The sequence below is a fragment of the Agrobacterium salinitolerans genome (genome assembly GCF_027498475.1).
GTDB classification, from domain to species: Bacteria; Pseudomonadota; Alphaproteobacteria; order Rhizobiales; family Rhizobiaceae; genus Agrobacterium; species Agrobacterium salinitolerans.
In genome coordinates this window covers 1-2,290 of record NZ_JAPZLN010000017.1, presented here as the reverse complement: position 1 = coordinate 2,290, position 2,290 = coordinate 1, and the positions used below count along the sequence as shown (strand labels likewise).

Genomic DNA, 2,290 nt, shown 5'->3' with positions numbered 1-2,290 from the left:
TCGTCAGCCAGCGGTCGCTCCCCTCGCCGCCCAGCGCATCGCCGATCTCGTCGCGGATCGCGTCCCATTCCTCCAGACGCCGGGGCGGCCAGTTTTTCGGCACGATGAAAAAGAGTTCGATCTGACGTCCGCGGGCGACATAGAAATAGTGCGAGGAGAAACCGAATTTCTCCACCGTCTCGGCCGCCACCCGGTCCACATGCTGCTTGAATTCCAGCGGGGTCACCAGAAGGATCTCAGCCAGCGCCTGTTTCACATTGCCGAGCGGCATGGGGATGATGACGCCACAATTGCCAGACGACAGGCGTCTGCATGGTGGGAGCGCCTTTAAAGCCCATGGACCCGGGCTGGAAAGGCGCCCCCATAAAGTACAGACGTGAGAAAATGAACCGCCAGCAGACAGCAAACTTCGCGACAGGAGGATCGGACTCCGCTTTTTTGCTCGTAAGCGCCGGCGGCGCTCTTACGACACTAAACCGTCAGGCTCACTTCACAACGATGGAAATGACATCCTGATAGCGGTGCGTTTCAGTTCCCTTGGCTATACCCGTCGCATTCACCGCACGTGTCGGAACGTTGCGGCCGCACTGCTTGCTTAAACGACTGGAAATGCCGCCATCTGAATAAGAGATGATCTTGGATTTCGGCAGCTTGGGCGCCAGCGCCGCAAAACTCAAAGGAGTCGCACCGCAGCTATCCGCTCTGTAAGCCGTGAGGTGGCGCGTCTGACCAACCGAAAGTTCCACCGTCTTGTCCGCACTGCCGGCGCTGACGCAACCCGAAAGAGCAAGGACAGCAACCGATACGCAGGTCAGTGAAATATATGACTTCATAATTTCTCTCCATTAATAGGTCGGCACATCTTAAAAAATAAACGAGAACTTGCACCGCATCCCTTTACACGCGCTAGTTCAAGACTGGACGATTTTTAGAGCTTCACCTATCATCCTCAATCACCCGATCGGGTGAATTAGTCGAGGTTAGAGGAACTGACCCTTTTGTTGAGGGCTACTCGGGGCAGGGATTGAGGCATGAGCATTCGTGGCTTAAGGCACTCGGACGACGACCTGATAGACCTCATTTATGCGGCGCTGCTCGGCGAGGCGTCGTGGCAGCAATTTCTCGACAGGCTTTCTGGGAATGCACCTGATGGCCGAACGATCTTGTTTTCCATGAATACGCGCGAACCCGACGATTACGTTGGCATGACCTCAAAATTCGATCTGTCGGAGCTTGAAAGCTATGCGGCATATTATATCAACACCAACCCATGGTTGGAGCATTGCGGCAGGCGAAGCGTAGGCCTGGGCGTTTTCTCGGATCAGATCGTCCCCAGAACGCAGCTGGTTAGAACCGAGTTCTTCAATGACTGGTTGGCGCCCAACAACATTTCGTCCTCCATCGGCGTCACTATTGACAAGAATGGAGACAGCCCCCTGATCGTATCCACCGTTACCAGCCGCGACGATCCCGATGAAAACAGCGCTTTTTCCGACCAGCTTACTCGTATCGCCCCCCATCTGAGGCGTGCCGCGCGTTTTTACAGGAACAGCTCGGCGCGATGGGCGGCCTTCGACCTCAATACGTCGCTGTTTGACGCCGTTGGCACGGGTATCGTCATTGTCGGAGAGAACGCACAAATAAATACAACTTCTCCGATCGGGCAGAAGTTTCTGGACAAAGGGACGCTCATATCGGTTTCACCGCTCGGAAAGTTACGCCTGCGCGGCGAGGACGCTCAGACCGTGCTGAACGCTATGTTGATGCGAAATTATGCCGGTCCCAGAACAGCGGATTTTCTCTCGCACGGCATCAGGCTCACGCTTGTCGCAATGAAGAAAGAACGCCTCTCGCTGTACTTCGAGGGCCCCACCGTTGCACTCCTGATCCAGCCTTCCGGCGCGCCTGGCGGAACACCCGGAATCGACCAGTTCTCTGAATGTCATCGGTTGACGATGGGAGAGCGGCGTGCATTTCTCGGCGTCATAAATGGTAAGACAATCACGCAGATAGCGCAGGACGCATCCGTGTCGCGCGAGACGATACGCACACAGCTCAAAAGTCTATACGCAAAGACCGGGACGCACAGCCAGAACGACCTGCTGCGTCTCGCTTACCGAATGGCGAACCCAGCCCCCTAGGTGTTCTTCGATTCGTAAAACGCGTCCTTACTGAAGATGACCTGCCGACTCAAACCGCCCACTCTTCATCCGTCGTGAACACGATCGTCAGCCAGCGGTCGCTCCCCTCGCCGCCCAGCGCATCGCCGATCTCGTCGCGGATCGCGTCC

Annotated in this window: 2 protein-coding genes and 2 pseudogenes; 1 reads left to right on the top strand and 3 read right to left on the bottom strand. The window is 56.2% G+C overall.

The window, feature by feature from the left end; translation table 11 throughout:
• Together O9X91_RS23800 and O9X91_RS23795 are read right to left on the bottom strand one after the other, a co-directional pair.
• Positions 1–289, bottom strand: a pseudogene (locus O9X91_RS23800) (cation transporter); the annotation flags it as partial.
• 196 nt (positions 290–485) lie between these two features.
• Positions 486–833, bottom strand: a complete 348-nt coding sequence (locus tag O9X91_RS23795; protein ID WP_077982638.1) for a hypothetical protein — start codon at positions 831–833, stop codon at positions 486–488.
• A 198-nt stretch (positions 834–1,031) separates the two neighbouring features.
• On the opposite strand from O9X91_RS23795, the gene O9X91_RS23790 reads away from it, so the two are divergent.
• Positions 1,032–2,141 (top strand): helix-turn-helix transcriptional regulator, encoded by a 1,110-nt coding sequence (locus O9X91_RS23790; RefSeq protein ID WP_269833776.1) that lies wholly within the window; start codon positions 1,032–1,034, stop codon positions 2,139–2,141.
• A gap of 49 nt (positions 2,142–2,190) precedes the next feature.
• On the opposite strand, the pseudogene O9X91_RS23785 reads toward O9X91_RS23790, so the two are convergent.
• Positions 2,191–2,290: pseudogene (locus tag O9X91_RS23785) on the bottom strand (cation transporter); the annotation flags it as partial.